This is a genomic window from Streptomyces venezuelae, from assembly GCF_008642295.1.
Taxonomy (GTDB): domain Bacteria; phylum Actinomycetota; class Actinomycetes; order Streptomycetales; family Streptomycetaceae; genus Streptomyces; species Streptomyces venezuelae_C.
On sequence record NZ_CP029190.1, the window covers coordinates 2,263,964 to 2,285,107 of the forward strand.

Consider the following 21,144-nt stretch of genomic DNA (forward strand, 5'->3'; position numbering starts at 1 on the left):
TCCCGCAAGGAACCATTGACCTGAGACCGGGCCTTGAGTCACATTGAGTGCCGCTCAAACAAACCCACCCCCCAGTCACCGCCCTCTGCCCGGGAGTCCCCCCATGCCCATAGAACAGCGCGGAGTCGACACCATCCCGGAGGAGGAGCGCACCAGCACCCCGCGCGACCTCGTGGCGATCCTGCTCGGATCGAATCTCTGCCTCGGCGTGATCGTCTTCGGCTGGTTGCCGCCCTCCTTCGGCCTGGGCCTGTGGCCCTCGGTGACCGCCATCGTGACCGGCACCCTCATCGGGATCGCGTTCACCGCGCCGCTCGCCCTCGTCTCGCTCCGGACGGGCACCAACCTGTCCACCTCCAGCGGGGCCCAGTTCGGGGTCCGGGGCCGGCTCGTCGGCTCGGTGGTGGGACTGCTGCTCTCGCTCGGCTACACCGCGCTCACCCTGTGGATCGGCGGCGACGTGATGGTCGGGGTGCTCTCCCGGCTCACCGGGCTGCCGGACGGCGGGGCCTCCCGGGCCCTGATGTACGGGGTCCTGGCCGCCTGCACCGTCGTCGGGGCCGTCTTCGGCTACCGGCTGCTGCTGCGGATGAGCAAGCTGCTGGCCGTGGCCATGGTGGTACTGCTGGCGGTGGGCGTGTTCGCGTACTCCGGCGATTTCACCACCGCCGCCCCGCCGGACACCCCGTACCTGCTGGGCTCCTTCTGGCCGACCTGGGTGCTCGCCGCCGTCGCCGCCGGGCTCAGTGGCCCGGTCGCCTTCATCACCCTGCTCGGCGACTACACCCGCTACATCTCCCCCGCCCGGCACGGCTCCCGCAAGGTCTTCTGGGCCACCTGCGCCGGCCTGCTCTTCGGCCTGCTGGTCCCGCAGCTCTTCGGCACCTACACCGCGCTGGCCGCCCGGGCCGGCCTGGACTACGCCGGACCGCTGGTCGAGGCCTCGCCCGGCTGGTACCTGATCCCGCTGCTGCTGGCCGCCGCGGGCGGCTCCATCGGCAACGCCGGGCTGATGCTGTACTCGATGGGCCTCGACCTCGACGCCATCCTGCCCCGCGCCACCCGGACCCGGGCCACCCTGATCGCCGCGGGCGTCGCCACCGGCTTCGTCTTCCTCGGCTCCTTCGCCTGGAGCGCGCAGGCCGCGATGACCTCCTTCGTGCTGCTGCTCACCGCGCTGGGCACGCCCTGGGCCGTGATCACCCTGATCGGCCATCTGCGCTGCCGCGGGAAGTACGACCAGGAAGCGCTCCAGGTGTTCAACCGCCGGGCCCGTGGCGGCGTCTACTGGTACAGCGCCGGGTGGAACCTCCGCGCCACCGCCTCCTGGGCGGCGGGTGCGGCGGTGGGCCTGGCCGCCGTGTCGACCCCGCTGTACGAAGGGCCGCTGCTGGCCCTGACCGGCGGGGTGGACTGCAGCTTCATCCTGTCGGGGCTGGTCGGCGGCCTGGTGTACACGGCGCTGACCTTCCGGACCGCACCGGTCCGGGAGGTCGTGCTGGCGATCGACTAGCGGTACGACAAACGGGGAGGCGCTGTGGAAGAGCTCGCATACGTGGCCGGCAAGGTGGTCAAGGGGATCGCGGGCCTCGCGTACGCCTTCGGCGACGCCCTGACCGGGCTCGGCCCGGAGGGCCGGGCCAAGCGCGGGGACGAGGACAAGAAGGACGAGAAGAAGAACGAGGGCTGACCACTGCGGCCCCACGCACAAGGGCCCCCGCGCCACTGCGCGGGGGCCCTTCGCCGTACGACAGGGGTGCGCGGCATCAGCCGAGCTGGTGCATCCAGCCATGGGTGTCGGCGGAGTGGCCGGTCTGGAGCTCCAGCAGGGCCTTGCGCAGGCGCATGGTGACCTGGCCGGGCTCGCCGTCGCCCTGGGTCCAGTTGGCGCGCTCGGACTTGACCGAGCCGACCGGGGTGATCACGGCGGCGGTACCGCAGGCGAACACCTCGGTGAGCGTGCCGTTCTCGTTGTCCCGCTTCCAGTCCTCGGTGGTGATCCGGCCCTCCTCGGCGGTGTAGCCGAGGTCGCGGGCGATGGTGAGGAGGGAGTCGCGGGTGATGCCGGGGAGGAGCGAGCCGGTGAGCTCGGGGGTCACGATGCGGTCGCCGTACACGAAGTACAGGTTCATGCCGCCCATTTCCTCGATCCAGCGGTGCTCGACGGCATCCAGCCAGACCACCTGGTCGCAGCCGTGCGAGGCCGCCTGGGCCTGCGCGACCAGCGAGGCCGCGTAGTTGCCGCCGGTCTTGGCCGCGCCGGTGCCGCCCTTGACCGCGCGGACGTACTCCTCGGAGAGCCAGACGGAGACCGGCTTGACGCCACCGGGGAAGTAGGCGCCGGCGGGCGAGGCGATGACCATGAAGAGGAACTCGTTGGCCGGGCGGACGCCCAGGCCGACCTCGGTCGCGAACATGAACGGCCGCAGGTAGAGGGAGGCTTCACCGGAGTCCGGCACCCAGGCGCGGTCCTGCTTGATGAGCGCGTCGCAGGCCTCGATGAACAGCTCGGTGGGCAGCTCGGGCATCGCCATGCGGCGGGCGGAGGCCTGGAACCGCTCGGCGTTGGCCTCGGGGCGGAAGGTGGCGACGGTGCCGTCGGGCTGGCGGTACGCCTTGAGGCCCTCGAAGATCGTCTGCGCGTAGTGCAGCGTCATGTTCGCCGGGTCCATGGACAGCGGCGCGTACGGGACCAGCTCGGCGTCGTGCCAGCCGCGGCCCTCGGTCCACTTGACGGTCACCATGTGGTCGGTGAAGTGGCGGCCGAATCCGGGGCTGGCCAGGATCGCCTCGCGCTCCGCGTCGGACAGCGGGTTCGAGGAGGGCTTGAGCTCGATGGTGGGCGTCGTCATGAGTGCTTGTCCTTCACCGGTTGTGTATGGCGGACCGCGCTCACGGCGTACTAGGACGTCCGAGCTTCCCCGTATTCCGCGGCCTCGCGTTCGATTATCGCGCGCGGGGTGGCTTCGGAGAAACGGGGCGTTGCGGCCCAGGGAGATGGTGGCACCCGGGGCCGCACAGGAAAAGCCGCCGGGTCCAGGGAACGCGACCCGGCGGCTTTCCTTGTGCTGGTGGAGCCGAGGTGTGCCGGGTCAGCCGGCTACGCGTGCGGCGAGGGCATCGCCGATGCGGTCGGTGGACCGGAAGGTGCCGTCGCGCTCGGCCAGGTCGGCCGAGACGGCCTCCTCGATGCGGACGGCCTGGGCCTCGTAGCCGAGGTGGCGCAGCAGGAGGGCGACGGAGAGGATCGTGGCGGTCGGGTCGGCCTTGCCGGTGCCCGCGATGTCCGGGGCGGAGCCGTGGACCGGCTCGAACATGGACGGGAAGGCGCCGGTCGGGTTGATGTTCCCGGAGGCGGCCAGGCCGATTCCGCCGGTCACGGCGGCGGCCAGGTCGGTGAGGATGTCACCGAAGAGGTTGTCCGTGACGATGACGTCGAAGCGCTCGGGCTGCGTGACGAAGAAGATCGTCGCGGCGTCGACGTGCAGGTAGTCGGTGGTGACCTCGGGGTATTCCCGGCCGACCGTGTCGAAGATGTTCTTCCACAGGTGGCCGGCGTACACGAGAACGTTGTTCTTATGCACCAGGGTCAGCTTCTTGCGGGGGCGGGCGTTGGCCCGCTCGTACGCGTCGCGGACGACCCGCTCGACACCGTAGGCGGTGTTGATGCTGACCTCGGTGGCCACCTCGGCGGGGGTACCGGTGCGCAGCGAGCCGCCGTTGCCGGTGTACGGGCCCTCGGTGCCCTCGCGGACGACGATGAAGTCGATCTCCGGGCGGCCGGCCAGCGGGGTGGCGGTGTTCGGGAACAGCTTGGACGGGCGCAGGTTGATGAAGTGGTCGAAGGCGAAGCGGAGCTTCAGCAGCAGACCGCGCTCCAGGACACCGGACGGGACCGAGGGGTCGCCGATGGCGCCCAGCAGGATCGCGTCGTGGTGCTTGAGGGCCTCCAGCTCCGCGTCCGGCAGGGTCTCGCCGGTGCGGTGCCAGCGCTGGGCGCCGAGGTCGTATTCCTTGGTCTCCAGCTTCACATCCTGGGGCAGGACCGCGGAAAGGACCTTGAGGCCCTGAGCCACGACTTCCTGGCCGATGCCATCACCGGGGATCACTGCGAGATTGATGCTGGTCGACATGACGGCACCGTACTCCTTGTCCAGCCCTCGGGCATGTTGCGTCCACCATCTGGACGCAACATGCCGGGGCGGCAGCAGGTCCGGCGGGTCTCAGTGGCCGGTCTCGCCGCCGTTGTCACGGCGGTCCAGGGCGCGCTGCAGGGCGGCGGCAGCGTTCCTGCGGTCCGCGTCGGCCGAGGAGGAGTGGCGGACGCGGCGGGTGGCGGGGCGGGAGGAGGAGGTGGTGTGCATGGTGATCGACTCCTTGAGATCACGGCGTGGCGGGGCCACGGATGAGGGGGGTTCCTTCAAGGCGCCGGAGGGGCGGGGAGCGCATCGCCGCAGGGGTTGCCTGCTCGGGGCGCGCGCTCTCGACCGCCATTCGCCGGATCGGCGAGACGTTCGGCTTCTACAAAGCTAGGACAGGTCGGGCTGTATGTCTGCGCAATTACTCGGACTTCCTAGCATCTGAGACGAACGTGTCAGGTCGATACGCGAACGGTGCCCGGAGAGTGCCCGGAGAGTGCTCGGGTGGTGCCCGGGCGATGCCGGGACGATGCCGGGCGCGCAGGCCGGGGCCCGGCGCGGCGCGGCGCGGTTCAGCTGCCGGAGGGGCGCCGCTGGGCGCGGAGCTCGCGGATCAGGGCCTGGACGGCCAGGGTGCCGGCCTGCTCACGGGTGGTGACGTAGCCCACCGAACGGGTGGGGCGCTCCGGTCCGAGATCGGTGATCTGCACCGTGTCCGGTGCTCCGGCCAGGGAGAGGGCGGGCATGATCGCCATGCCGAGGCCCCGTTCCACCATGGTCAGCACCATGCCGTCGTCCTCCGCCGTGACGGTGGCCCGCGGAATCCAGTCCTGCCCGCGCCACCACTCCCGGGTGTAGGACCCGCAGTTCTCGTCCCAGTCCAGCAGCGGCAGCGCCTTGGGATCGGGGTGTCCGGCGGGGTGCACCAGGGCGTACGGCTCCTCGACGAGCACCCCGCTCAGCAGGCCGGCCGGTACGTCCGCGGAGCCGCCGAGGGTGGCGATGCCGAGGTCGGCCCGGCCGGCGGCCACCTCCCCCGCCGTGCCGGCGCCGAGCTCGCGGACCACCCGCACCTCGGGCCGGATCCCGGGGTGGCGGGCGGTGAGCCGCTCCAGGGCGGGTGGCAGCAGGTGCAGGGCCGCGCTGCGGAAGGCGGCGATGCGCAGGGGCCCGGCCAGGGCCCCGGCGGGCGCCGCCGCGGCGCGCACCTCCGCGGCGAGGACCTCGTACAGCCGGAGGATCCGGCGGGCGTGGGCCACGGCCCGCTCCCCGGCGGGGGTGGGCCGGGCGCCGGACCGGCCGCGGTCGAAGAGCACGGCGCCGAGCTTGGCCTCGCTGCCGCGCACCGAGTGCGAGACGGCCGACTGGGTGAGGCCGAGCGTCCCGGCGGCGGCGGAGAACCCGCCGTTCTCGGCGACGGCCACCAGGACCCGGAGCTCCTGCGGGGCGAGCTCGGCGGCCACCCCGGCCGTGTCCTGTGCCTGCCCGTGTGCCATGCGGCCCGCCCCTCTTTCCATGAGCGCCGCTCATGGATGTGCGGCTTCCATGAACGCAACCCTCTGCCCGGCCCGGTGATTCCTTCCTAGCGTCGTCGTCATGAGCACCCAGACCGGCCACGCCGTCCACCAGATCACCCGCCCCACCGGCTTCCCCACCGCCGACGCGTTCCGCCTCGTCGAGACCCCGGTCCCCGCCCCCGCACCCGGCACCGCCGTGGTGGAGAACCTGCTGCTCTCGGTGGACCCGTACCACCGCGGCATGATGGACGGCGGCGAGGACGGTTTCGAGCTGCACACCCCGCTGGAGGGCCGCTCGCTGGGCCGGGTGATCGCCTCCCGCGACCCCGGGCTGTCCGAAGGCGACCTGGTCTTCCACCGGGCCGGCTGGCGCACCCACGCCCTGGTCACCGCGGGCGTGGACGGCACCCGCGTGGTCCGCCCGTACGAGGGGGTGCCGCTGGAGGCCCACCTCTCCATCCTCGGCGGCACCGGCCTGACCGCGTACGCGGCACTCACCCGGACGGCCGCCCTCCGGGAGGGTGAGGACCTGTACGTGTCCTCCGCCGCGGGCGGCGTCGGCACCGCCACCCTGCACATCGCCCGGCTGCTGGGCGCCCGCCGGATCATCGGCAGTGCCGGCTCGGCCGCGAAGGTCCGCCACCTCACCGGGACCCTCGGCTTCGACGCGGCCTTCGACTACCACGACGGTCCGGTCGGCGAACTCCTCGCCGCAGCCGCACCGGACGGCATCGACGTGTACGTGGACAACGTCGGCGGGGACCACCTGGCGGGCGCGATCGACGTGCTCCGCGAGTACGGCCGGATCGCCTGGGTCGGCGCGATCTCCCACTACAACGGCGACCGCGCACCGGCCGCTCCCCGCAACCTCTTCGAGGTCGTACACAAGTCGCTGCGCCTGGAAGGGGTATTGGTTCGCAATCACACCAATCTGCAGGCAGAACTGGAGGAGTTCCTCGTCCCGCATCTGTGCAGCGGGCGGGTCGGCACCGACACCACCGTTGTGCAGGGAATCGAGCACACCGTGGACGCCTTCCTGACCATGCTCCGCGGGGGCAACACGGGCAAGATGCTGGTCCGTCTCGCCCCTTGATTACGGCCACCTGGAAGTTAACCGAACTCTTACCGCACGGCTGTAGACCTTTGGAGGGGCTGCCGTCACCCTTGCCGTCGATGTGCCGCCGTGGCACCGGAGTGGGAGGCGAGGGGCAAGTGACACCGATCAGCCGCAGAGGGTTCGTGGGAATCGGAGCGGGTCTGGTGGCGGGGGCGACCCTCGCCAACGCCGGCACAGCCGAGGCCGGGACCCTGTCGGCGGCGGCAGCGGCTGCCACCGGCACGATCACCGACGTACGCCATGTGGTGATCCTGATGCAGGAGAACCGCAGCTTCGACCACTACTTCGGCCGGCTGAAGGGCGTACGCGGGTTCGGAGACCGGGCGGCCGGCAACATCCCGGGCGGCTGGGGCACCTTCCAGCAGCCGAACTGGGGCGGCCGGCAGTTCCCGTGGAAGCTGTCCGCCACCCCGCCGGCCGGCGGGGTGGACGGCGAGACCCTGGCCCAGTGCAGCGGCGACCTGCCGCACAGCTGGACCTCGCAGCACGCGGCCTGGAACAAGGGCCGGATGGACAACTGGGTGATGGGCGTGGGCAACACCCGCACCCTCGGCTACCTGGACCGCGGCGACATACCCTTCCACTACGCCCTCGCCGACCACTACACCGTCTGTGACGCGTACTTCTGCTCCGCGCTCAGCGCCACCGGCCCCAACCGCACCTTCCTGTGGAGCGGGAAGATCGACGCCTCCAGCAAGGACGGCGGGGAGGAATCCGGGCTGACCTGGGAGACGTACGCGGAGGCCCTGGAGCGGGCCGGCATCTCCTGGCGGGTCTACCAGAACGCCCAGGACAACTACGGGGACAACGGCCTGGCCTACTTCAAGAAGTTCACGGACGCGGCACCGGGCACCCCCTGGCACGACAAGGGCATGTCCTCCGTCCCCCGCGTCACCGGCTCCACCCCGGACGACATCGCGGCGGCGATCCGGGCGGACGTCGTGGCCGGCACCCTCCCCCAGGTGTCCTGGGTGGTCGCGAACGAGGCGTTCTCCGAGCACCCGTACGCCCCGCCCGGTGACGGCGCACACTTCGTCGACCTGGTCTACCGGGCCCTGGCCGCCGATCCCGAGGTGTTCGACTCCACCGTCCTGTTCCTCAACTACGACGAGAACGACGGCTTCTTCGACCATGTGCCGCCGCCGGTGGCCCCGCCCGGCACCCCCGGCGAGTACCTGGACGGCGTCCCGGTCGGCCTCGGCTTCCGGGTGCCGATGCTGGTGATGTCCCCGTGGACCCGCGGCGGCTGGGTCAGCTCCGAGGTCTTCGACCACACCTCGGTGCTCCGCTTCATGGAGACCTGGTCCACGGCCCTGGGCAAGCCCGCGCTCTGCCCCAACATCAGCGCCTGGCGGCGCAAGGTGTCGGGCGACCTCACCGGCGTCTTCGACTTCACGTCGCCCGTGTACGGCGTACCGGCCGGCCTGCCCTCCACGGCCAAGGTCATCGGCCAGGGCACCTGCGCCCCGCTCCCGAACCCGGTCCCGCAGAACAACGCCCTGCCCGCCCAGGAGCCCGGTACCCGGCCGGCCCGGGCGCTGCCCTACCAGGTCAACGGCAACCTGGACCGGCTGGAGTTCGGCTCGGTCGGAAAGATCACCGCCTGGTTCTCGATGACCAACCAGGGCAGCCAGGCGAAGCGCCCGGCGCACTTCTCCATCCACCCGCACCAGCACCGGGACACGACGGCCTGGCAGTACACGGTGGACCCCGGAGGCACCGCCACCGACTACTTCCACATCGGACTGGGCCACGGCTCGGGCAAGTACGACATCTCCATGTACGGCCCGAACCGCTTTCTGCGCCGGTTCATCGGGGACGCGACCAAGCCGGGCAAGTCCCTGGAGGTCGCGGCCCGCTTCGCGGTGGAGCCGGGCACCGGCAAGCCGGCGGTCTACTTCAAGATGACCAACGCCTCGGGCGCACCGGTCACCTTCACCATCCGCTCGAACGCCTACCGCTCGGACGGCCCCTGGACCTACACCGTCCCGGCGAACTCCTCCCGCGAGGACTTCTTCAACGCGGTGGCGTACAGCAAGGGCTGGTACGACTTCACGATCCTGGCCGACTCCGACGGCACCTGGTCGCGCCGCTACACGGGCCACATCGAAACGGGCGCGCCCAGCATCACCGGGTCCTAGCCGGTCTCCCAGCGGGTCTCCCAGCGGGTCTCCAACCGATCTCAGCCGAAGCAGACCCGGCCGCCCTCGGCCGGGCTGCCCGGCGTCAGACAGAACCGGGCGCCGGCGGGCCCTTTCGCCGCCGGCGCCATCGGGGTCGCCACGTACTGGCCGAGGTCCCGGTCCGTCACCCGGAGCTCCTGGGACGCCGGGCTGCCCGGTACGGACACCTCGACGCGGTCCCCGGCCTTGAGGCCCGCCGCCCGCACCCACACCGCCTGACACAACTCTCCGTGGCGCAGCTCCAGTTGGCGACCGCCCGGAGCGCTGCCGGTCAGGACGGTGGTCACCATGCCCGCACCCCCGCACCCCATGCGCAGCGGGTCCTTGCCCGCACAGCCCGCCGCCGCGCAGCCGGGATTGCGTACCGGCTTCTCCGCCTCCGCGGCCGGGGATCCCTGCGGCTCCGTCCCCGGCCCCCGGAGCAGGATTACCCCCGTCACGGCCGCAGCCGCCAGCAGGACGACGGACAGCACCCCGGCCACCACAGCGGCCCGACGCCGGCGCGGGGCGGCCGGTTCCGCCCCGGACCCGGGCACGGACACCGGTACGGGCACGGACACGGGCACGGCTACGGGCGTGGGCCGGCCCCTGCCGCTCCAGGCCGCATCGGCGAGCTCCCAGAGAGCGCGCAGGCGGGCGGGCGGCTCGCCCGCGACGGCGCACAGCGCCTCGACCGCCTGCCGGGGCGGCGGCTGCTTGCCGTTGAGGTACCGCTCCCAGGAGGACTTGCTGTACGGGGTGCGCTCGCCGAGGGCTGCGAGGCTCAGCCCCGTCCGCTCACGCAGCCGACTCAGTTCGGCGGCGAGCTGCTCACACTCCGTGGACGTCATCACCTGCGCAGCTCCCCCCAGGTCTTCGGCCCGACGATGCCGTCCGCAACCAGTCCGCGCGCCTTCTGGAACCGCGTCGCGGCATCCTTCGTGGGCTGGCCGTACAGCCCATCGGTGGAACCCGGGTCGAAACCGTGTTCGCGGAGCAGGCACTGGACCTCGACCACGTCGAAACCCGTACTGTTGATGTCGAGCAGGATGTCGCGGCTCGTGCTGTGCCCCGCGCGCAGCTCTTCGCCGTGCCGCCGGATGTCGCAGCTGTAGGCCACCCCGCGCCGGTAGCCGGCCTTGCCGTTGTCGGCCACCGCCTCGTCACCGCCCCACACTCCCCCGGCCAGCAGCCCCGCGGTGAAGGCCACGACCACGGCGGCGACGATTCCGGCGATGCATCCGCGGAGCGAGACCGTCCGCTGCGGGGCGGAGTCCTCGCCCCGTTCCGCGCGGGGAGCCTCGGTACCGGGCGCCTCGGTACGGGGAGCGCCCGTACCTCCCGGCCGCCGCACCTGTGCGGCCACGTCGTGGAGCACCAGCAGGCGCGTCGGCTCCAGCCCGCACACCTCGGCCAGTTCCCGGACGGCTTCGCGCGGCACGGGCTGCTTTCCGTTGAGGTACCTCTCCCACGACGAACGGCTGTAGCCGGTCTTCCCCGCGAGCGCGGCCAGGCTCAGGCCGCTGTGATCCTTCAACCGCCGCAGCTCCGCGATGAGTCGCCCCTCACGGCTGTCCAGTGCTGCGGGCAGTTCCTTCCAACGCGCCACTGCCTCTTCCCCCCCTCGGTCCGGTCCCCAGCTTCGGGCCCCCGCCTTCCGGCCACCAGTGGTTTGCACGGCTTGGCCCGAACCGGGCTCGCCGCCGGCATCCCGCGAAAGCATCCCGCCGCAGGACGTCCCAGCAGGTCAGAGCGTGGGACGTCCCACGCTGACCCCTTTTCCCGGCCGCACTGGACGCGATCGGCTTTGGCGCAGGAGAGTCGCTGTCGACGCCGGGCCCAACCGCCCGGTCAACGGAGGGAACACGGAGGGAACTGATTTCATGAACCTTCGCAAGCAGTTCACGGTGGCGGTCGCCACGGCCGTCCTCGGCAGCGGACTCGCGTTCGCCGGGTCCGCCAACGCCGCCGCCCCGTCGCCCACGGCGGCGGAGCAGCGTGTGGCACACAGCTGCAACTACTACGGCGGCACCGCACTCACGAAGTCGGGCCAGACGGGCTCGGCCGCCGTGCAGCGGATCAAGCAAGTGCAGTGCCTGATCAACCAGAACACGAGCTACCCAAACTGGCTGGCCGAGGACGGCCAGTTCGGCTCGGCCACCTACAACGCCGTGAAGTCCGTCCAGAGCCACGCCGGCATCTCCGTCGACGGTGAGGTCGGCACGAACACCTGGGCCAAGCTGCGCGCCGGCGTGTGGTGGTAGCGGTCCGGCCCTGACCGGCCGGGCGGCTCGAGGACCAACGACCAACGACCAACGGGGGAAAGACAGCGGCCCGGCCTCCCGCCAGGAGGCCGGGCCGCCACGGCCGGACCGGAGGGCACGGGGGAACGGGGGAACGGACCTTCCGGGCACGGCCACGGGGGCCGGACGGCATCGCGCCGTCCGGCCCCTCGATGCAGCTCCTAGAGCACGTCCCCGTTCCGCCAGTCGAACCACAGCGGGCCGGCGGTGTCGGGCAGTGCGGCGCCCTCGGGCACCCACAGGTAGGTGGACCCCTCTTCCTCGGCCAGCCGCTGGGGCCCCTCGGGTGCCAGCGTCCCGATCCGGCCGCCCCACACGGTCCAGCCCCGCTGCTCGTACAGCGCGGCGCCTTCATCGGAGGCGGACAGCGCGCCGAGCACGTACGCCCGCGCGATCACCCCTTCGAGCCCGGCCATGACCGCGCTCCCCAGTCCCTGCCGGCGGCAGTCCGCCCGTACGGCCACGGCCTCGACGTATCCGGTGCGCAGGGCCTGACCCCGGTGGACCACCCGCCGCTGCACCAGGCTGCCGTGGGCGACCAGTTCCCCGTCCTGGTGCACCAGGGCGTGCATCCCGCCGAGCCCGTGCTCGAAGTCCTCGTCGCAGAAGTCGCCGTCGAAGGCGGCATCGAGCAGGGACCGGATCTCCTTCAGTGCTCGCTCACCCAGTTCCGAGGTGTGCGCGAGCCGTGTCCGTGTCCGTGTATCGGTCATACAACCAGTGTCCACCCGCCAGGAATCGGCTGGCACATTTCTGGCCGCCCGGTCCGGGCGTGGGCAGACTCGCCCCATGTCGCACACCACCCAGCAGTGGACGCCCACCCACGGCGAGCCCTACCGCCCCGTCCCCTACCGTCCCGCCCGGATGCCCGCAGGTGAATCCCTCGCCCGGGCCGCCGAGTTGCGGAAACGCATGGACGAGCGGCGTACCGTACGGCACTTCTCCGCCGACCCCGTGCCCGAGGAGGTGGTCCGGGACGCGATCGCCTGCGCGGCCACCGCCCCCTCCGGCGCTCATCAGCAACCGTGGACCTTCGTGCTGGTCAAGGACCCGGCGATCCGTGAGCGGATCCGGGCCGCGGCCGAGCAGGAGGAGGAGATCTCCTACGAGGGCCGGCTCGGCGACGAATGGCTGGAGGCGCTGCGCCCGCTGGGCACGGACGCGGTCAAGACGCACCTCACCGATGCGCCCGCGCTGATCGTGGTCTTCCAGCAGCGCTACTGGCTGGGCCCGGACGGCACCAAGCACAAGCACTACTACGTGGACGAGTCGGTCGGCATCGCGGTCGGCATGCTGCTGTCCGCCCTCCACCTGTCCGGCCTGGCCGCCCTGGTCCACACCCCGAGCCCGATGCGCTTCCTGGGTCACGTTCTGAACCGCCCGGAGAACGAGAGGGCCTTCGCCGTGATCCCGGTGGGCTACCCGGCGGAGGACTGCCAGGTGCCCGACCTGGTCCGGAAGTCCCTGGACCAGGTGCTGGTCGAGGTCTAGGGGTTGTCCGGGCCGCCGGGACATGGAAACCGCCCCCGCTCCGGACTTGGGGGTACCGGAACGGGGGCGGGGTCATGCGGAGGGCGTGATCAGCCCATGTGGGGGTAGCCGTACTCGGTCGGCGGGACCAGGGTCTCCTTGATGGAGCGGGTCGAGGTCCAGCGGAGCAGGTTCGACGCGGCGCCCGCCTTGTCGTTGGTGCCCGAGGCCCGGCCGCCGCCGAACGGCTGCTGGCCGACCACGGCACCGGTGGACTTGTCGTTGATGTAGAAGTTGCCCGCGGCGAAGCGGAGCTTCTCCATCGCGTCCGCCGCCGCGTAGCGGTCGGCGGCGATGACCGAGCCGGTCAGGGCGTACGCGGAGACCGACTCCATCTGGGCCAGCATCGCGTCGAACTCGGCGTCCTCGTAGACGTGCACGGCGAGGATCGGGCCGAAGTACTCGGTCGTGAAGACCTCGTTCTCCGGGTCGGTGCACTCGATGACGGTCGGGCGGACGAAGTAGCCCTCCGAGTCGTCGTACGTGCCGCCCGCGACGATGGTGCAGGTCGGGTCGGCCTTCGCGCGGTCGATCGCGGCCTTGTTCTTCGCGAAGGAGCGCTCGTCGATGACCGCGCCGATGAAGTTCGACAGGTCGGTGACCGGGCCCATGGTGATGCCGTCGACCTCGGCCGCGAACTGCTCCTTGAACCCGTCGTTCCAGATGGACGCCGGGATGTAGGCGCGGGAGGACGCCGAGCACTTCTGGCCCTGGAACTCGAAGGAGCCACGGGTCAGGGCGGTCTTCAGGATCGCGCGGTCCGCGGACGGGTGCGCGACGACGAAGTCCTTGCCGCCGGTCTCGCCGACCAGGCGCGGGTAGGACTTGTACTTCTCGATGTTGTTGCCGACCGTCTTCCACAGGTACTGGAAGGTCTTGGTCGAACCGGTGAAGTGGATGCCGGCCAGCTCCGGGTGCTCCAGGGCGACCTCGGAGACCGCGATGCCGTCGCCGGTCACCAGGTTGATGACGCCCTTGGGCAGGCCGGCCTCTTCGAGGAGCTCCATGAGCAGGACCGCGGCGTGGGTCTGCGTCGGGGACGGCTTCCACACGACCACGTTGCCCATCAGGGCCGGGGCGGTCGGCAGGTTGCCGGCGATGGCCGTGAAGTTGAACGGGGTGATCGCGTAGACGAAGCCCTCGAGCGGGCGGTGGTCGCTGCGGTTCCACACGCCGGCCGAGTTCGCGATCGGCTGCTCGGCCAGGATCTGCCGGGCGAAGTGCACGTTGAAGCGCCAGAAGTCGACGAGCTCGCACGGGGTGTCGATCTCGGCCTGCTGCGCGGTCTTCGACTGGCCCAGCATGGTGGACGCGGCCAGCTTCTCGCGCCACGGGCCGGACAGCAGCTCGGCGGCGCGCAGGATGATCGCGGCGCGGTCGTCGAAGGAGGTGGCGCGCCAGGCCGGGGCGGCGGCGAGGGCTGCGTCGATGGCCTCGCGGGCGTCGTCCTGGGTGGCGTTGGCGTAGGTGCCGAGGACCGACTTGTGGTCGTGCGGCTGCACGACGTCGAAGCGCTCGCCCGCACCCATCCGCTTGACGCCGTTGATGGTCATCGGGAGGTCGATCGGGTTCTCGGCCAGCTGCTTGAGCTGAATCTCCAGCCGGGCGCGCTCCGGGCTGCCGGGGGCGTACGAGTGGACCGGCTCGTTGACCGGCGCGGGGACCTGGGTCACAGCGTCCATGGGTCTGACAGCTCCTTGGGCCTAGTTCTTGGTGATCATCGAGCGGACGAAGAAGAGCAGGTTGGCCGGCTTCTCCGCCAGGCGGCGCATGAAGTATCCGTACCAGTCCGTGCCGTACGCGGTGTAGACGCGCATGCGGTGGCCTTCGGCGGCCAGCCGCAGGTGTTCCTCGCTGCGGATGCCGTAGAGCATCTGGAATTCGTACTCATCCAGTTTGCGCCCGGCCTTGCGGGCGAGCTCCTGGGTGATGGCGATCAGGCGCGGGTCGTGGGACCCGATCATCGGGTATCCCCGGCCCTCCATCAAGATCTTCAGGATGCGGACGTAGGCCTTGTCGATCTCGGCCTTGTCCTGGTACGCGACCTCCGCGGGCTCCTTGTAGGCGCCCTTGACGATCCGGACCCGGCTGCCGGCGTCGGCCAGCCGGCGGGCGTCGGCCTCGGTGCGGAAGAGGTAGGCCTGGATGACGCATCCGGTCTGCGGGAAGTCCTTCCGCAGTTCGTCGTGGATGGCGAACATCGAGTCGAGGGTGGTGTGGTCCTCGGCGTCCAGCGTGACGGTGGTGCCGATGGCGGCGGCGGCCTCGACCACCGGGCGGACGTTGGCCAGCGCCAGCTCGTGGCCGCCGGGCAGCGCCTGGCCGAACATGGAGAGCTTGACCGACATCTCGGCCCTGGTGCCCAGGCCCAGGTCCTTCAGGCGCTCGATGAGCTCCAGGTAGGCGTCGCGAGCGGCGTAGGACTGCTCCACGGTGGTGATGTCCTCGCCCACCACGTCGAGGGTGACCTCGAGGCCCTTCTCCGTGAGGTCGGCGACGATCGGGATGACCTGGTCGACCGTCTCACCGGGGATGAACCGGTTCACCACGGGCTTGGTCACCGGGGCGGCAGAGACGATTCGGCGCATCTTGTCGCTGCGCGAGGCGGCGAGGATCGCGGGACCCAGCACGGGTACCTCCAACGGGTGGCAGAAAGCTAAGTGAATCCACCGTGAAACCTAAGGATCGAATCGATCCTCGGCCATCGACAGCTGTCACGCATCCGTGGCCGGGATCTCATACATATGTCTGAGGCCGCGGGATCCGGGTGGGAGAATGTGCCCGTGAAGGGCGATTACCAGGACCTGGTGGACGAGATCTCGGCGCTGCTGGACGCCCCGGCGACGCTGGAGAACCGGGACTTCCGCCTGATCGCCTTCGGTGCCCACGACAGCGAGGACGACCTCGCGATGGACCCCGTCCGCACCCGGTCGATCCTCACCCGGCAGTCCACGGCGGCGGTGCGGTCCTGGTTCGAGGGCTTCGGCATCGCCCGGGCGACCGGGCCGGTCCGGATTCCGGCGGCGCCGGAGGCGGGGGTGAACCGGGGGCGGATCTGTCTGCCGGTGCGGTTCCGGGGAATCGTCCACGGGTACGTCTGGCTGCTCGACGCGGAGCCCGGGCCCGATCCGGAGCAGCTGGCTGCCGCGATGGAGGTGGCCGAGCGGATCGGGCTGCTGCTGGCCGAGGAGGCGAAGGCCGGGGCGGACCTGTCCCGGGAGTTCCGGGCGGCGCTGACCGCGGGGCGGGGCCGGGAGCGGGAGCTGAGGGTGGCCGCGCTGCGGGCCGCGCTGGGGGCGGGGGCGGACGGGCTGCACGCGGTGGTGTGCGTGGCGCCGTGGACCGGTGATGCCCCGGCGTCCGTGCAGGGCGCGGCGGCGGTGTGCGTGGCTCCGCTGCGGGCGGCCGGGACGGACGGCGGGCCCGGGTCCGGGGCCGGGGCCGGGGCGGAGCCAGGGGCCGTCGGCGGGTCCGGGGACGGCGGGGCGGTCCCGGCCCAGCCGGCGCTGGCCGTGCTGGTCCGGCTCCGCTCGGCGGACCTGCTGGCCCCGGCGGTGACCACGGCCGGCCGCCTGCTGGCGGGAACGGGCGGCCCGGCCGCCGGACCCGGCGCCGGCCCCGTCACCGGGCCCACGACCGGTGCGCCCACCCGTACGCCGGCCCCGGCGGCCGGGGTCGGACGGCCGGTCCGGGGACTCGCGGAGCTGCCGGAGGCATGGGCGCAGGCGACGGCGGCGGCCCGCGCCGCCCTCGCCCAGCCGAAGCTCGGCCCGGTGGCCGAGTGGGACCGCATCGGCCCGTACCGGATGCTGGCGGCGCTCACCGCCGATCCGGCGCCGGACCCTGCGGTCAAGGCCCTGCTCGGCCCCGCCCATCCCGAACTGGCCCGCACGGCCGAGGTGTTCCTGGACTGCGCCGGGCAGGCCGGCCGGGCAGCCGCAGCCCTGGGCATCCACCGCCAGACGCTCTACTACCGGCTCTCCCGGGTGGAGCAGCTGACCGGCCTGGACCTGGACGAGGGCGAGGACCGGCTACTGCTGCACATGGCCCTGAAGGCCGCCCGGCTGCCGGGCTGAACCGGGCCGCCGGTCTGAGTCGGTCCGCTGGGTTGCATCGGACCGCCGGGCTGCGTCGGACCGCTGCCGGGCCGTCGTGACCAGGGCGTACACCCCCAGCACAATCAGTCCGGGCGCCCCGGACGCCGGGTTGAGCACCATCAGCGGCACCCCGATGGCAAGCAGGTACCAGCCCAGCTCGCCCGGCAGCCGGCCGGTGTCGCGGACGATTCGCGCGCTCAGGGTGCCCAGGGCCAGGAGCCCGAAACCCGCCAGGAAGAACCACAGTTCAGATTCGCGCTGCGCATTCCCGGTCGCGGCGTCCCAGAAGCCCTCGCGGGCCAGGTCGTCGAAGCTGCGGTAGAGGATCACCGCCACCAGGAAGTGCAGACCGGCCAGTGCGGTCACCAGTCGGGGAATCCATCGAGCAGATCTCATCACGGTCAACCACCTCGATTCTCAAGGCACTCAGCGCTCCATACACCGTTGTACGGAACGACCGTACAGTACTGTACGGACATGGCGAGGAAACAACTCACCCCCCAGGACTGGTCGGTTGCGGCGCTGCGCGCGATGGCCCGCGGCGGTGTCGCCGCGGTGTCGGTCAATGCGCTGGCCGGAGAGCTGGGGGCGACCCGCGGCAGCTTCTACTGGCATTTCAAGGACCGGGACGCCCTGCTGACGGCCGCACTGGAGATGTGGGAGCAGGAGGACACGGACGGCCTGATCCGGGAACTCGGCGGCATCACCGATCCCCGGCAGCGGCTGGCCGCCCTGTTCGCCGCCGCCCTCGGCACGGAGGACATCAGCGGCCTGGAGCCCGCGATCGTCGCCCACGCCGACCATCCGGCCGTCGCGCCGGTCCTGCGCCGGGTCACCGGGCGCCGGATCGGCTACCTCACCGAGCTCTACGCGGACCTGGGCCTGGACGCCACCGCCGCCCGGCAGCAGGCGGTGGTCGCCTACGCCGCCTACCTCGGCTGGGTGGAACTGCGCCGGTCGGCCGGCGACCTCGTGCCCGAGGTCGCCGACGGCGGCCCGGCGGCCGAGGCCGCACTGGACCACCTCATCGCCCAACTGGCCACAGGCCACGGCGGCCCGGCGGGCAGCGCGGCGGGCGGTCAGCGCGGGCCGGCGCCGGAGTAGAACGGGACCGGGGCACCGGAGGCCGCGTCGAGCAGGATCCGACTGCCGAGCGGACGGCTCAGTTCCACCGGTACCTCCTCAGTGCGCAGCGCGGCATCGCAGACATCCCCGGACCGGCCGCGGGGACGCGTCCCGGCCGCCAGAACGACGGTGTCGGCGCCTTCCAGGACCTCGATCCCGACCTCCTCGCAGCTGCCGCGGGCCGCGATCACGGTGAAGCGGGCGGCCTCGGGCGAGGCGGCGGTGTGGCCGGACAGCGATCCGGAGCCGTGGGCGTACTCGGAGGCCGGCCCGATCGGTGGTGCGGGCAGCCGGTCGGGGCCGACCGCGACCCGGGCGAGCGGGGTGCCGTACCCCTCCAGCGTGAACAACCAGGCCGGCACCCGGGCGGGGCCGCGGCTGGTGTCCAGGGTGAGCTCGCCGAGCCGGGCCGCGGTCACCACCAGGCCGCCGGCCCGGTCGGGGTCCCGGTCGACAAGGCGGTACGTGTCCGGGGCGGACAGCGGGGTGACGGGCAGGGAACTCCCGTCGGACCAGGTGATCCGGCCGGGCGGGGGCGCCGCCGACGGCAGCTCGGTCCGCAGCGTGAAGTTCCGCTCCAGGTAGGCGCGCTTGTCCTCGGCGTTGCGGAACGCGCCGTCCGGGACCCGGATCAGGTCCTGGAGCGGATGGAAGCCCTCCCTCCACTGCCTGAGGGCCGCCGAGCCCTCCCAGGCGCGGGCCACCTCCGCCATCCGGGCGCGGGAGACGGCCGTGCCACCACCCCCGCCCCGCCCATCCGAAGACCCCGGCGAACCGGGCTCCGGCGATCCCGGGCCGTCCACCCCTCCGCATCCGGCGGCAGCCACGACCAGTACGGCCAGAACCGCCGCCGACATCGCTCTCCGTCTCACAACTCCCCCTGGGTCGAGCAGGTTTGGAGCTGTGACGGGCCACGACCGACAGCGGTTCCGCGGCGGCGGTCAGCCCTCGGCGCCCAGCGCGGCCTCGGCCGCCCGCCGCATACCCTCGGTGAACTCCTCGGGAGTGGCGGCCGATTCGGGGTCGAACAGCCACTGGATCATCAGGCCGTTCAGCAGGGCCTGGTAGAAGGCGCCCAGCGTCCGTACATCGCGCTCGTCCAGCTGCTCTTCGGGGGTGCCGGTCATCATCGCGATCAGCCCGCGCCGCCCCTCGGCCTGGGAGGCGGCGAGCATCGTACGCAGCTCCGGCACCCGGTCGCGGCTCAGCGCGACCTCGAGGCTGGCGGCCCAGACGGGACCGGAGGCCTCGTGCTGGGCGAGCACGCCCTCCCACACCCCGCGGAAGCGCTCCAGCGAACCGTCCGCACCCTTCCGGCCGGCCGCGAAGCTCTCGCCCCACTCCTCCATGAGGGCGATGAAGGCCTGGGTGAGCAGGGCGTCCTTGGAGCCGTAGTGGTAGCCGATGGAGGCCAGGTTGGCGCCCGAGGCGTTCACGATGTCGCGCGCGGTGGTCCGCACGAACCCCTTCTCGACCAGGCACTTCTTCGCACCCTCGAGCAGATCTTCCTTGTGTCCCATGCCCCCGACTCTATCAAGACGACCGTCTTACACGGCCGTCCCATACAGCCGTCATAGACAAACGTTTATGACGGTTGTACATTCCTGCTCATGACGAACCCGCCTCGCGCCGGCCGCCGGGAATGGACCGCCTTCACCGTCCTCCTGCTGCCCCTCCTCCTGGTCTCGATGGACGTCTCCGTCCTGTACTTCGCCATCCCGGCCATCACCCGGGAGCTCGACCCCACCGCCACCCAGCAGCTGTGGATCTTCGACAGCTACGCCTTCGCACTGGCCGGCCTGCTGATCACCATGGGTTCGCTCGGCGACCGGATCGGGCGGCGCAAGCTGCTCCTGATCGGCGCCGCCGCCTTCGGGCTCGCCTCGGTCGGCGCGGCCTACGCCACCAGCGCCGACATGCTGATCGCCGCCCGCATCCTGCTCGGCATCGGCGGGGCCACCCTGATGCCCTCCACCCTGGCCCTGGTCCGGAACCTGTTCCAGGACGACGCGCAGCGCACCCGGGCCATCGCCCTCTGGTCCGGCGCGATGGCGGGCGGCATCGCCCTCGGTTCCGTGATGAGCGGCGTGCTGCTGAGTCACTTCTGGTGGGGCTCGGTCTTCCTGATCAATGTCCCGGCGATGCTGCTGCTGCTTGTCCTGTCGCCAGTACTGGTCCCCGAGTTCAAGGACCCGGCCCCGGGCCGCTTCGACCTGCTGGGCGTGCCGCTGTCCATGGGGGCCGTGCTGCCGGTGGTGTACGGGCTGAAGGAGATCGCCGCCGAGGGGGTCGACCCCTTCCGGCTGGGCTGCCTGGCCGTGGGCGGGATCATCGGGTTCGTCTTCGTCCGCCGCCAGCGCTCCCGGGCCGACGCGATGATCAGCCCAGAGCTGTTCCGGGCCCGCGGCTTCGGCGCCGCCGTCACCCTCAACACCCTCGCCGCCTTCGCCATGATGGGCTCGGCCTATTTCTCCACCCAGTACCTCCAGTCGGTCCTCGGCATGGACACCCTGGAGGCCGCCCTGTGGAGCCTCGCCCCGTCCCTGGCCGTGGGTGCCACCGCCCCGGTCGCCGCCACCCTCGGGCAGCGGCTCGGCAAGGGCCCGGTCATCGCCGGCGGGTTCGCCACCGGCGCCCTCGGCTTCGCCCTGTTCGCTCTGGTCGGCACCGATTCGCTGTGGCTGCTGCTGGCCGGCTGCGCGGTGCTGGCCGGCGGCATCGTCACCGTGATGTCCCTGGCCTCGGACATGGCACTGGCCGCCGCCCCCGCCGAGAAGGCCGGTTCGGCCGCCTCCGTGCTGGAGACCGGCCAGGAGTTCGGCGGCGCCCTGGGCATGGCCCTGCTGGGCAGCCTGGGCACCGCCGTCTACCGCAGCGACCTGGCGGATGCCGACCCCGCCGTCCGCGAGACCCTCGGCGGGGCCGTGTCAGCCGCGCAGCAGCTGGGCGGTGAGGCAGGTGCCGCGGTGCTGGCCGCGGCCCGCGAAGCCTTTGTGCACGGGCTGCACTACGCCGCCTGGGGGGCGGGTGTGCTGCTGCTGGCCGCCGCCGCGCTCGCCCTGGTGCTGCTGCGCCCCGGCGGGGGCTCCGCGCCGGCCGGAGCTGCGGCCGAGCCGGTGGGTGCGGCGCACTGAGCGACGTACGAACATACGAA

General features: G+C 71.9%; 21 protein-coding genes. 9 read left to right on the top strand and 12 right to left on the bottom strand.

Annotation, left to right across the window (positions count from 1 at the left end; all coding sequences use genetic code 11):
* The first annotated feature begins 103 nt into the window (after positions 1 to 103).
* The gene (locus DEJ50_RS09810) at positions 104 to 1,513 is read left to right on the top strand and encodes a cytosine permease (RefSeq protein ID WP_150207175.1); all 1,410 of its coding nucleotides are present in this window, start codon (positions 104 to 106) and stop codon (positions 1,511 to 1,513) included.
* 24 nt (positions 1,514 to 1,537) lie between these two features.
* The gene (locus DEJ50_RS33855) at positions 1,538 to 1,690 is read left to right on the top strand and encodes a hypothetical protein (protein WP_190344389.1); all 153 of its coding nucleotides are present in this window, start codon (positions 1,538 to 1,540) and stop codon (positions 1,688 to 1,690) included.
* A 76-nt stretch (positions 1,691 to 1,766) separates the two neighbouring features.
* Here DEJ50_RS33855 and DEJ50_RS09815 read toward each other — a convergent pair whose 3' ends face one another.
* The 4 genes from DEJ50_RS09815 to DEJ50_RS09825 all read right to left on the bottom strand — a co-directional run bounded on the left by DEJ50_RS09815 (position 1,767) and on the right by DEJ50_RS09825 (position 5,635).
* A complete protein-coding gene (locus DEJ50_RS09815; protein ID WP_150207176.1) occupies positions 1,767 to 2,852 on the bottom strand; it encodes a branched-chain amino acid aminotransferase in 1,086 nt (361 codons plus the stop codon).
* 240 nt (positions 2,853 to 3,092) lie between these two features.
* Entirely contained in the window at positions 3,093 to 4,133 is a 1,041-nt protein-coding gene (locus tag DEJ50_RS09820) for a 3-isopropylmalate dehydrogenase (protein WP_150207177.1), read from the bottom strand.
* Between the two features lie 90 nt (positions 4,134 to 4,223).
* Positions 4,224 to 4,364, bottom strand: coding sequence for a hypothetical protein (locus DEJ50_RS33860; RefSeq protein ID WP_190344391.1), 141 nt, complete (start codon positions 4,362 to 4,364; stop codon positions 4,224 to 4,226).
* Between the two features lie 347 nt (positions 4,365 to 4,711).
* Positions 4,712 to 5,635: a LysR family transcriptional regulator gene (locus DEJ50_RS09825; protein WP_150207178.1), complete on the bottom strand. Its 924-nt coding sequence runs from the start codon at positions 5,633 to 5,635 to the stop codon at positions 4,712 to 4,714.
* A gap of 100 nt (positions 5,636 to 5,735) precedes the next feature.
* Between DEJ50_RS09825 and DEJ50_RS09830 the strand changes: the two genes are divergently transcribed.
* Positions 5,736 to 6,749: an NADP-dependent oxidoreductase gene (locus DEJ50_RS09830; protein ID WP_150207179.1), complete on the top strand. Its 1,014-nt coding sequence runs from the start codon at positions 5,736 to 5,738 to the stop codon at positions 6,747 to 6,749.
* A 119-nt stretch (positions 6,750 to 6,868) separates the two neighbouring features.
* On the top strand, positions 6,869 to 8,914 hold the full coding sequence (locus DEJ50_RS09835; protein ID WP_150207180.1) for a phosphocholine-specific phospholipase C: 2,046 nt from the start codon (positions 6,869 to 6,871) through the stop codon (positions 8,912 to 8,914).
* Positions 8,915 to 8,955: 41 nt separating this feature from the next.
* Here DEJ50_RS09835 and DEJ50_RS09840 read toward each other — a convergent pair whose 3' ends face one another.
* Together DEJ50_RS09840 and DEJ50_RS09845 are read right to left on the bottom strand one after the other, a co-directional pair.
* Positions 8,956 to 9,786, bottom strand: a complete 831-nt coding sequence (locus tag DEJ50_RS09840; RefSeq protein ID WP_150207181.1) for an XRE family transcriptional regulator — start codon at positions 9,784 to 9,786, stop codon at positions 8,956 to 8,958.
* Positions 9,786 to 10,544: a helix-turn-helix domain-containing protein gene (locus DEJ50_RS09845; RefSeq protein ID WP_150207182.1), complete on the bottom strand. Its 759-nt coding sequence runs from the start codon at positions 10,542 to 10,544 to the stop codon at positions 9,786 to 9,788. The genes DEJ50_RS09840 and DEJ50_RS09845 overlap by 1 nt, the downstream gene beginning before the upstream one ends.
* A gap of 274 nt (positions 10,545 to 10,818) precedes the next feature.
* On the opposite strand from DEJ50_RS09845, the gene DEJ50_RS33865 reads away from it, so the two are divergent.
* Positions 10,819 to 11,199, top strand: a complete 381-nt coding sequence (locus tag DEJ50_RS33865) for a peptidoglycan-binding domain-containing protein (protein ID WP_190344393.1) — start codon at positions 10,819 to 10,821, stop codon at positions 11,197 to 11,199.
* A gap of 200 nt (positions 11,200 to 11,399) precedes the next feature.
* Here the strand turns inward: DEJ50_RS33865 and DEJ50_RS09855 are convergent, their stop codons facing one another.
* On the bottom strand, positions 11,400 to 11,951 hold the full coding sequence (locus tag DEJ50_RS09855) for a GNAT family N-acetyltransferase (RefSeq protein ID WP_150207184.1): 552 nt from the start codon (positions 11,949 to 11,951) through the stop codon (positions 11,400 to 11,402).
* 76 nt (positions 11,952 to 12,027) lie between these two features.
* Between DEJ50_RS09855 and DEJ50_RS09860 the strand changes: the two genes are divergently transcribed.
* Positions 12,028 to 12,729 carry a nitroreductase family protein gene (locus DEJ50_RS09860; RefSeq protein ID WP_150207185.1) on the top strand — a complete coding sequence of 234 codons (702 nt, stop codon included), beginning with the start codon at positions 12,028 to 12,030 and terminating at the stop codon, positions 12,727 to 12,729.
* A gap of 89 nt (positions 12,730 to 12,818) precedes the next feature.
* Here DEJ50_RS09860 and pruA read toward each other — a convergent pair whose 3' ends face one another.
* Positions 12,819 to 14,450 carry an L-glutamate gamma-semialdehyde dehydrogenase gene (pruA, locus tag DEJ50_RS09865; protein WP_150207186.1) on the bottom strand — a complete coding sequence of 544 codons (1,632 nt, stop codon included), beginning with the start codon at positions 14,448 to 14,450 and terminating at the stop codon, positions 12,819 to 12,821.
* Positions 14,451 to 14,471: 21 nt separating this feature from the next.
* The gene (locus DEJ50_RS09870; protein WP_150207187.1) at positions 14,472 to 15,398 is read right to left on the bottom strand and encodes a proline dehydrogenase family protein; all 927 of its coding nucleotides are present in this window, start codon (positions 15,396 to 15,398) and stop codon (positions 14,472 to 14,474) included.
* Between the two features lie 153 nt (positions 15,399 to 15,551).
* Between DEJ50_RS09870 and DEJ50_RS09875 the strand changes: the two genes are divergently transcribed.
* Positions 15,552 to 16,844: a PucR family transcriptional regulator gene (locus DEJ50_RS09875; protein ID WP_150207188.1), complete on the top strand. Its 1,293-nt coding sequence runs from the start codon at positions 15,552 to 15,554 to the stop codon at positions 16,842 to 16,844.
* Here the strand turns inward: DEJ50_RS09875 and DEJ50_RS09880 are convergent.
* A complete protein-coding gene (locus DEJ50_RS09880) occupies positions 16,800 to 17,261 on the bottom strand; it encodes a DUF6463 family protein (RefSeq protein WP_223837680.1) in 462 nt (153 codons plus the stop codon). The two genes, DEJ50_RS09875 and DEJ50_RS09880, sit on opposite strands and share 45 nt — an antisense overlap.
* 81 nt (positions 17,262 to 17,342) lie before the next feature.
* Here DEJ50_RS09880 and DEJ50_RS09885 point away from each other — a divergent pair, with 81 nt between their 5' ends.
* Complete coding sequence (locus DEJ50_RS09885; protein ID WP_150207190.1) at positions 17,343 to 17,969, top strand: TetR/AcrR family transcriptional regulator; 627 nt, start codon at positions 17,343 to 17,345, stop codon at positions 17,967 to 17,969.
* On the opposite strand, the gene DEJ50_RS09890 is transcribed toward DEJ50_RS09885, so the two are convergent.
* Both DEJ50_RS09890 and DEJ50_RS09895 read right to left on the bottom strand, forming a co-directional pair.
* Positions 17,945 to 18,847, bottom strand: coding sequence for a hypothetical protein (locus DEJ50_RS09890; protein ID WP_150207191.1), 903 nt, complete (start codon positions 18,845 to 18,847; stop codon positions 17,945 to 17,947). The genes DEJ50_RS09885 and DEJ50_RS09890 overlap by 25 nt on opposite strands.
* 84 nt (positions 18,848 to 18,931) lie before the next feature.
* Positions 18,932 to 19,510: a TetR/AcrR family transcriptional regulator gene (locus DEJ50_RS09895; protein WP_150207192.1), complete on the bottom strand. Its 579-nt coding sequence runs from the start codon at positions 19,508 to 19,510 to the stop codon at positions 18,932 to 18,934.
* Positions 19,511 to 19,600: 90 nt separating this feature from the next.
* Between DEJ50_RS09895 and DEJ50_RS09900 the strand changes: the two genes are divergently transcribed.
* Positions 19,601 to 21,124 carry an MFS transporter gene (locus DEJ50_RS09900; protein ID WP_150207193.1) on the top strand — a complete coding sequence of 508 codons (1,524 nt, stop codon included), beginning with the start codon at positions 19,601 to 19,603 and terminating at the stop codon, positions 21,122 to 21,124.
* Positions 21,125 to 21,144 lie beyond the last annotated feature (20 nt).

Bases quoted from the DNA above. Each gene is read 5' to 3' on its own strand.
- DEJ50_RS09815 (WP_150207176.1), bottom strand. From the start codon at position 2,852: ATGACGACGCCCACCATCGAGCTCAAGCCCTCCTCGAACCCGCTGTCC.
- DEJ50_RS09900 (WP_150207193.1), top strand. From the start codon at position 19,601: ATGACGAACCCGCCTCGCGCCGGCCGCCGGGAATGGACCGCCTTCACC.
- DEJ50_RS09860 (WP_150207185.1), top strand. From the start codon at position 12,028: ATGTCGCACACCACCCAGCAGTGGACGCCCACCCACGGCGAGCCCTAC.
- DEJ50_RS09830 (WP_150207179.1), top strand. From the start codon at position 5,736: ATGAGCACCCAGACCGGCCACGCCGTCCACCAGATCACCCGCCCCACC.
- DEJ50_RS09825 (WP_150207178.1), bottom strand. From the start codon at position 5,635: ATGGCACACGGGCAGGCACAGGACACGGCCGGGGTGGCCGCCGAGCTC.
- DEJ50_RS09885 (WP_150207190.1), top strand. From the start codon at position 17,343: ATGGCGAGGAAACAACTCACCCCCCAGGACTGGTCGGTTGCGGCGCTG.
- DEJ50_RS09895 (WP_150207192.1), bottom strand. From the start codon at position 19,510: ATGGGACACAAGGAAGATCTGCTCGAGGGTGCGAAGAAGTGCCTGGTC.
- DEJ50_RS09855 (WP_150207184.1), bottom strand. From the start codon at position 11,951: ATGACCGATACACGGACACGGACACGGCTCGCGCACACCTCGGAACTG.
- pruA (WP_150207186.1), bottom strand. From the start codon at position 14,450: ATGGACGCTGTGACCCAGGTCCCCGCGCCGGTCAACGAGCCGGTCCAC.
- DEJ50_RS09820 (WP_150207177.1), bottom strand. From the start codon at position 4,133: ATGTCGACCAGCATCAATCTCGCAGTGATCCCCGGTGATGGCATCGGC.
- DEJ50_RS09840 (WP_150207181.1), bottom strand. From the start codon at position 9,786: ATGACGTCCACGGAGTGTGAGCAGCTCGCCGCCGAACTGAGTCGGCTG.
- DEJ50_RS09880 (WP_223837680.1), bottom strand. From the start codon at position 17,261: ATGAGATCTGCTCGATGGATTCCCCGACTGGTGACCGCACTGGCCGGT.
- DEJ50_RS09810 (WP_150207175.1), top strand. From the start codon at position 104: ATGCCCATAGAACAGCGCGGAGTCGACACCATCCCGGAGGAGGAGCGC.
- DEJ50_RS09890 (WP_150207191.1), bottom strand. From the start codon at position 18,847: ATGTCGGCGGCGGTTCTGGCCGTACTGGTCGTGGCTGCCGCCGGATGC.
- DEJ50_RS33860 (WP_190344391.1), bottom strand. From the start codon at position 4,364: ATGCACACCACCTCCTCCTCCCGCCCCGCCACCCGCCGCGTCCGCCAC.
- DEJ50_RS33865 (WP_190344393.1), top strand. From the start codon at position 10,819: ATGAACCTTCGCAAGCAGTTCACGGTGGCGGTCGCCACGGCCGTCCTC.